Annotated in this window: 4 protein-coding genes; 2 read left to right on the forward strand and 2 right to left on the reverse strand. The window is 49.6% G+C overall.

Translation table 11 applies throughout. The features are described from left to right. Positions 1–86 precede the first annotated feature (86 nt). Positions 87–1610: a hypothetical protein gene (locus JW953_13220; GenBank protein MBN1993655.1), complete on the reverse strand. Its 1524-nt coding sequence runs from the start codon at positions 1608–1610 to the stop codon at positions 87–89. A gap of 795 nt (positions 1611–2405) precedes the next feature. Here JW953_13220 and JW953_13225 point away from each other — a divergent pair. Both JW953_13225 and JW953_13230 read left to right on the forward strand, forming a co-directional pair. Then, positions 2406–6299: a WD40 repeat domain-containing protein gene (locus tag JW953_13225; protein ID MBN1993656.1), complete on the forward strand. Its 3894-nt coding sequence runs from the start codon at positions 2406–2408 to the stop codon at positions 6297–6299. 133 nt (positions 6300–6432) lie between these two features. Then, positions 6433–7365 carry a hypothetical protein gene (locus JW953_13230; GenBank protein ID MBN1993657.1) on the forward strand — a complete coding sequence of 311 codons (933 nt, stop codon included), beginning with the start codon at positions 6433–6435 and terminating at the stop codon, positions 7363–7365. Positions 7366–7512: 147 nt separating this feature from the next. On the opposite strand, the gene JW953_13235 is transcribed toward JW953_13230, so the two are convergent. Beyond that, on the reverse strand, positions 7513–8247 hold the full coding sequence (locus JW953_13235; protein ID MBN1993658.1) for an HNH endonuclease: 735 nt from the start codon (positions 8245–8247) through the stop codon (positions 7513–7515). Positions 8248–8572: the final 325 nt, after the last annotated feature.

The following is an 8572-nucleotide window of genomic DNA, read 5'->3' on the forward strand; positions in this document are numbered from 1 at the left end:
GATGAAAGGCCAAAGGCACGAACACGCCGCTCCAAGTTTCTGGCTCTGGCGCCTGCTACTTAACATAAATTCACCAACAGTATCATTCATTGCTTAATAATTAGCGGCGAAAAGAGGGCATTACATGATAAGAGTCTACCATCACAAATGGGAGGAGCATTAACATTACCAAAGACGTAAATAGTGCCTATATCAGTGGACCGGCTGTAGGTGACTGTATCGGTAGAAGTAATCGGGCCAGCAGGCGCACCAAGATACATTGCGCCGATATTGGGAAAGGGGGGAAGGGCGCAAAGATGGTTAGCGCCAAAATTAGAGGCGCTGTAGTTGGGGTTGGTAAAGCCAAAGGCATCAAAGCCAAAAAGATAAAAAGCGTAGAGCGCGCAGCGGAAAGGGGGATAAATGGGCCAATAGTTGGTGCTGCCGCTGCCGGTGCTTATTGCAGCAATTTGAATGCCAAGCTGTTCCCGATAGCGGATAAGTTTTTGAGATTTTTCAAACCAGAAGTCAAAGTCAATATGCTGACCACCTGACACCGGGTGGCTCTCGGCCAGTATCCAGTCACCTTTTGTTAGGGGCGTTGTGCCCGATAGTACATCATCCGGGTGCCAGGCATTGACGAAAACGGCAAGGTCTTTATTATGAACGTAATTCACCGCAGAGATGAGGCGGGTCCGGCTGACACCAAAGTCGTAGCCGGCATTATCAAAGAAGATTCCGGTTACGCCGGTAATTGTCGCCCACGCATCAACATGGGTAGTGATAGTCACAATGCTCAAATTTTGAGCGGGCGAGATAACGCCCAAATCAATGTAACTATAAACCTTGACATCGTGGTCTTTTAAATTTTTAATGATGGCGACGGTGTTAGTGTAATCTTCGTGGGAGGGATGTTCCAGGCCGTCGCCCAAAACAACGATATCGAAGGGCGTAAAGACGGCGGTGGCCTGGGTAATATTACCACTCGCTCCGTTGACCACGCTCGGCCAGGCGTAATATATGGCCAGGCGGGCCGGGGTTACAACAGGGGTGCCGCAAAGAAAGGAGGCCGGCATGATTTGCAAGTCACATCCCGGCAAGTTACAGGAATCAACTATTCCGCCTGATCCACCCCAAGCCCAGACCTGCACAGATTGGTGGTGTTTGAAGGGGCGGCGAACAACCTCATGAGACGTAAACCAATCATCAAAATAGGAATCCTCCCCATCACCAATACCCCAGGGGTCCTTACCGTCCCAGGATATTCTGACAGCCACTGGAACGGTGGAGATGTTTTCAACCACCACTTCTGTCAGAGTCTGAGCGACCTGCAAAATACTCCCCTCATATAAAATACTACCGCGTGTTTCAAAACATTTGGTTGAATTGGTAAGGACGACGGGCAGCGGCGACTGGCCCAAACTAGCCGTCGCCATCGTCTTTGCCTCATTGTCTTTGCCCACAGTTTCAAGGTCTCTGCCGGTAACAGGATAGGGTGAAACTGCGGTATGCGTTTCGTATGATCGAGGCAAGATCATCGCTGCCAGGGCCAGGATCAGGCCGGTAAAGGCCAGCAGGATAGAAATAATTGGCCCCAGCCAGGGCTCAGAATAAGGGAGATTGGTTTTCATCAGTTTGTCTCCTTTTGTAAGGCATACGTCATTCGTTTTGATATTTTTTTACCCGCAAACAAGTGCGGAGAACCAATCATCCCCACACTAGCCCAGAAACTGGCCGTAAACATGGTATCGAGGGCAGTCAGAACAACAACGCCGAGACACAGCCAGGCCAAAAACCTGGCCAATGAACTTGTCTCAGATTCTCCCCTGGTACTGATGAAGATAACCACCAGAATTAACCAGGCAATTACAAACACTATAAAGGCCATTCAAATCCTCCTCGTATTTGGCTTGGGCAAATAGCCGAATCCGCCACAATATTTTCCCTTTGTTTGGGCAGGTTGAGATGAGGCTCGCTCGTTGACTTTTGAGTCATATTGCTTTTATAATGTTAATGGGATACCTGTTGTAAAAGTAGATAATCGGCCGATTATTTTTAGTCAGTTTCTCTAATTCTACCATGACAAGCGTAATATATCCGACCAATTTCCGTACAAAAATTGTACACCCCTGTACAATTTTACATAAAGTACCGTTAATAATGGAGTGGAGGATATGGAGGAGTGTTCTAAGCTGGCAGCAGTCCTGAATAGGTACACAAACCAATTTATAAAGCAGCAGGGATACGTTAGCCTGAGGGAGATAGCGGCAAAAAGTAAAATACCACCTGCCACTCTGGTCAACTGGATGGCTGAGCCGATAGTTTCCCTAAAAATTCGATCACATAGTTGGCCCGGTTTGCTCAGGCTGGCAATCACTTTGAGGTTGGAAGAAGCTGAACTGAACTGTTTATTATCGGCAGCCGGTGTGAAATATACAGTTAAAGAATTGGACCGGCTGGCCAGGGCCAAAAATATTCCAGAAATCACCCAAGATAAAATATATCAGGAGTTGTTAGCGGCCTTGCAAGCCTGGCAGCCTCAGCAGCGATGCCCCTACCCTGGCATGTCTGCCTTCACCAAGAATGAAGGGGAGTTGTTTTTTGGCCGTGAAGAAGCCACTCAAAACCTGATCAAATTTTTGCAGAGCTGGACTTTGGGCGCAGAAAAAGGGATTCGGTTTCTGCCGGTTATTGGCTCCTCCGGCAGCGGGAAATCATCATTGGTGCAGGCCGGTTTAATGTACCAGTTAGAAAAAGGGGAGTTGATTGCGGGCAGCGAACAATGGCCCATTGATACTTTTCAGCCCCGCGACGATCCCCTGCGCAATTTGGCCAGGGCTATTCTCCGTTTGACCCATACTGACGATGATCAAGTACTCCGAGACGAAAAAACTGTCTTTGAGTTGAGTCAGGCCCTGCAAAACGATACAAACTTGCTATATAAGAAAGTTCAACAAATCTGGCCCAACGATTCCCCCCAACAGTGGCTAGTTTTGGTGATAGACCAATTTGAAGAAGTGTTCACCCTTTGTCACGACCCCCAAATCGGTCAGGCGTTTATTGATAATCTACTTCACGCGGCTCAAGAAGAAGCTGGTCGCGTGATTGTAGTCATCACCCTTCGCGCTGATTTTTATGGGGAGTGCTTGAATCACCATAACCCGTTTTTAGTTGACGCCTTGCGCGTCTATCAGGTGGCGGTAGGGCGAATGACGCCCAGGCAATTACATCAAGCTATCGAGCAACCGGCCAACAAAGTCGGCTGCCGGATAGAGCCTGAATTGGTCACACAGTTGTCAAATGATATGGCCAGGCAGCCACCGGGCAGCCTGCCCTTGTTGCAGCATACCTTGTTGCAGTTGTGGCATAGGCGGGAAGGTAAATACCTGACCTGTGAAGCTTATCAACAGCTTGGCGGCATAGAAAAAGCGCTACCTCAATATGCTGAACAAGAATTCTTTAAACTCAACCAGGCCCAACAGTCTCACTGCCGCCAAATATTGTTGCAATTGGTCCAACCCGGCGCAAAAACCGGGGATGCCAGACGCTCGGCATTAATCGAGGATTTGCAATCACTGGCTCGAAATAAACAGGATATTGCTGATATTGATGAGGTTCTGGAACGGCTGATTAGAGCCAGGTTACTTACTGTTAATGTAGATGGCCAGGGAAAAGAATTTGTTGAGATAGCGCACGAGGCGCTTATCCAACACTGGACGCAACTGCGAGATTGGATTGACGAGAATCGAGCATGGTTACGCATCCATCGCCGCCTGGCTGAAGACGCGCGGGCCTGGCAAGAATCAAAGTACGATCCAAGTTTTCTCTACCAGGCTTCACGCCTGGCGAAAGTATTAGAAGCCAAAGATAAGAATGACGCCCGGCTGCTTCCCCTGGAAGAAAAGTTCATCTCGGCCAGTCGTAAACAGGAATGCAAACGATGGGTGTTAAAAGTAGTATCTACCGTCATAGGGATTTTATTGATTTTTGTCATAATCTTATGGGCCATTACTTTTTCTCAGCGGCAAGAAATAAAAGAATTGCAAAACCAGGCCGAAGCCGGTAGATTGGCTGAAGGCGCTGCCCGGCAACTGGAGTTAGAAAATCCCGGCCTGTCCTTGCTCCTGGCCATTGAGTCCAGAAAAATCCAACCCTCTAACGAAAATGAAAGGGTGATACGTTCTGCGCTGGCGCGGCTGTGGCCTCAAGTGGGCGTTTTGGCCGGACACGAGGCCGAGGTGTGGCAGGTGGCCTGGAGCGGGGATGATTCTCGCCTGACCACGGCGGGTGGGGATGGCACGGCGCGTATCTGGGATGCAAAGAGTCAGCAGGAAATTATGACCTTGACCGGGCATGCGGGCGCAGTTTTGGGAGTAGCCTGGGATGGGAATGATACCCGTCTGGTAACAGCCAGCGAAGATGGCACCGCCCGCGTGTGGGATGCTCAAAATGGAAAACCCATTGCTGTGTTTGAGCATGGAAGAAAAGTTTGGCGCGCTGCCTGGAGTCATGATAACACCCGGATTGTCACGGCCAGTGAAGATGGCACTGCTCGTATTTGGGATGCTCAAAGTGGGCTTGAACTTGTTCCGCTTAAAGGCCATACTGCTCCGGTTGTCCACGCGGCCTGGAGCAGTGACGATAGCTGTATTGTTACGGCCAGTAAGGACAATACAGCCCGGATTTGGGAGGTAGAAACGGGCCACGAGATCGCCCAGCTTGTTGGCCATTCCTATTGGGTGGCCTATGCCGCCTGGAATGGGGATAACACCCGAATTGTCACCACCAGTTGGGATGGCACCGCCCGCATTTGGGATGCCCAAAGTGGCATGGAAATGGCTACGTTGGCCAGCCACGATTGGGGCGTTGTTTATGCCGCCTGGAGCAATGATGATACGCGCCTGGTAACAGCCAGCGAAGATGGTACGGCCCGCGTGTGGGATGCCCGAAGCGGTATGGAAATGGCCGTCCTTGACGACCATCATGGAGCGGTTGTCTATGCCGTCTGGTCCAACGATGACCGCTACATCGCCACTGCCAGCCAGGATGGCACGGCCCGAATATGGGACGCCCAAACAGGGATTAACCTGGCGGTGCTGGAGGGACATACAGGGCCGGTTTCTTATGTCGCTTGGAACAGGGACAACACTCGTTTGGCGACGGCCGGCGGAGATGGCACCGCCCGCGTATGGGATACCAAAAGCCAGGTGGAAATCGCCGCATTAAAGGTCCACACCAACACTATCAGGCACGTGAGCTGGAGCGGAGACGACCAATGGCTGGCTACGGCCAGCAATGATAAGACGGCCCGGATATGGAACGCCCAAGATGGAACGGCAAGAGTTCTACTGGAAGGGCACGATTGGTGGGTGCTACATACTGCCTGGAATAAGGATAACACGCGCCTGGTGACGACCAGCGAAGATGGCACCGCCTGCGTATGGGATCCCAGAACCGGGGAAGAAGTGACGATGCTTGAGGGGCATACGTCCGGCGTAATGTATGCTACCTGGAACCGGGAGGGCGACCAAATTGTAACCGCCAGCCGGGATGGCACCGCCCGGATTTGGAACGCCAAGACCGGCACAGAATTTGCTGTACTGGCGGACCACACCGATGAAGTTGTTTATGCGGCCTGGAATGAAGACAATACCCACATTGTAACAACCAGCGCGGATGGCACCGCCCGCGTATGGGATGCCAAAACTGGAGTGGAGCAGGTAACTCTTGCAGGACACCAGGGATTGATCTGGCATGCCGCCTGGAATAAAGATGGAACACGCCTATTGACCGCCGGCGACGACACCACAGCCCGGGTATGGAATGTCCAAAATGGCGCAGAAATTGCTGTACTTGAGGGACATGTAGGGCCGGTGGTCCATGTAGCCTGGAATCAAAATGAAACCAGGGTAGCTACCGCCAGTGGAGATGGCACCGCCCGCGTATGGGATACTACCTATTGGGCCGAGCACGCCGTACTGACCGGGCATAGAAGTTGGGTCTCCACTGCCGAATGGAACATAGATGGCATTCGCCTGGCAACCGCCGCTTTGGATGGCACGGTTCGGATCTGGGATACCGACAGCGGCGCTGAAGTGGCCTTATTTCGGCTGCATACCGGAGCAGTGTTGCACACAGCCTGGAATGGCGAGGGCACTCGTCTGGCCACTGCCGGCCGCGATGGCACTGTCCGAATTATCCAATATGTTGCGCCGGCCAACTTAATTAACTTTGCCTGCCAGCATACTCAACGTAATATGAGTCAACAAGAATGGCAGCGATATATGGGAGACTCTTCCTACCGTCAAACCTGTCCATGAGGCCGATTCCCAGACAGTAGAAGTTCTCCATCATATTTCTCTCAGCTCATATGAGGAAACAAAGAGATTGGAAAACTTCATTACCTCTAGGAAATCATTAAATCTATTAATCGTTTTGCTTTTGGCCCTGGTTATGGCATTATTACTTTTCAGCCTGCCCTTTTTGCTGACCCGCCTGGGGCTGAGACAAAATAGTAAACCGGAAGACTCAACCCTCTGTATTAACATTATGGCAATTATCACAGACACAGGCGTGCTGCCTGTGGTTGAACCCACCCCCCCGGCTCGTCTGGCCATTTACTATGGCTGGCCCAGCCTGGTCAATGGCGCTCAAGGCAATTTGATTTCCGCCACCCATGTTTTTAGCCAATTTAACGTGGTTGTTTTTGGCGACGGACTGGAACACCCCACCCATCTTGAACATGCCAACACCAAAATCATCATCCAAAATCTACGCAAAAACGAAATTGAAGTTTATGGGTATGTTGACCTGGGCGTCAGCCCGCCCACGCAAAATTTACCAACGGACACCATTGAAACTTACGTGAACGAGTGGGCTGCCATGAATGTGACCGGCATCTTTTACGACGACGCCGGGCAAGATTACGGCGTCACTACTTCCCGGTTAGCCCAGGCCATCAATTACGCCCACGCCCAAAACCTGGCCGTGTTCATCAACGCCTGGAACCCCACCGACGTCTTCACCGGCCTTATTCCCTGGCAGGATGGCGACTGGTATCTGGCCGAAAGCCATCCCGTAACCAATGACCGCTGCGACCATCTTGATGACTGGCAGCGCAAATCTCAACTTATCGCCACGCGCGCCCAAACTAACGTGCGGATTGCCGCCGTCAGCACGGGCAGCGCTCCCCCGCCCGGCAGTGATTGGGCCAACTATCCCCCCTTCAAACAGGCGTTGTTGGCCGCCTACCTGTTTGGGTTCGACGCGATTGGTTTCACCAATCCCCATTACAGCGCCTGCTGTGAGGGCGAGAATCATCTTCTCCCCCTACCCTCCGCTTCTGCCGATGCCGGCATCATAGATTCTGACATGCCTCTCAAGTAAAAGAGTTTGGGTGAAAACGGCCGGCTTGTATACAAAAAATCCCCATTGTTGAACCGATGGGGATTAAAAGTCAAGCAAAAAACAAAATTCCTGAACAACTATCGTTCAATCATAAGTCCAGATTCGGTTACTAGATGCTTTGCCACATCATTCCCAACCCCGGATTCTATTTGCCAGCTTTAAGTATTCTATATGTGGTCTGTCCGAAATGGACGGAGGTAAATGTATTATTGGCCTCAAATTCTTTTGAAATTTGTCTAAACCTGCGTCTAACTTAACCTTTCTCAACTTCATTATTTGCTTGTTATTCAATTTAACAGAATAATCTTCCCAAACGGTGATTAAACTCTTGTCAAATGCTCTATGATGCAAGGCGCATAAAGCTAAACCGTTGGATGTTTCATCTGTTCCATTTTCTTGAACTGGGACAATGTGTGCTGCATCAACCAATTTTAGTTGAATTCCACAGATTGCACACTGATAACTGTAAGCGGTTAATACTCGCTTCCTAAAGCTAATATCGCGTAATTTTCGTTTTACTGTTACGGCCGCACTCTTTCGGTCATAATCTGAAATTTGAATATCTTCATCATTTATTTCGGGGTCTTTAGCAACATCTTCCAGAATTTGCAAATCCTCGGCTGATTGTCCGAAATCATGTAATGATTGTAGATTTTGGATGTATTCAACAAAAAAATCTGGACGGAAGGCTATGGCTATTTCCTGATTACCTTTATCAGAAGTGGCGAAACCATTTATGTAGGCATTTCTGAGGGCCTCCTCTTTAATTTGAATTGATGAAGACCAGCCAGGAAGCCCAAGGTGTTTCCTGAAATCAAACCCAGCAAAAACTCCAATTTCTTCCCACCAGCCTAAAATCAAAGTTATCCAACCGGGTTCTTTTTGTAAGCTTTCCTTAACTTTTACCTGAATTCGATATTCATTGAGAGGTCTTTTTTTGCCACCACCATGAGATAAATTCCAAATATAAATCTTGACCAGGTATCTTATGTCATCTTTATAAATATTTAGCTTAAATGGGGGTATGGTGGAAACATATAAAACATTCCATCCGCTTTCATCAATGGCTTCGACTATTCTTTGGAGCAGTTGGTTTTTACTTAGCCTAAGTTTTGTGCAATCAGAGGCGGACTCATCGAAAAGGGCCTCGAGCTACAAGTTTTGAAAAAAGGTAAGGGCGGCTGGA

The organism is Anaerolineae bacterium, from assembly GCA_016931895.1.
GTDB lineage: Bacteria > Chloroflexota > Anaerolineae > 4572-78 > J111 > JAFGNV01.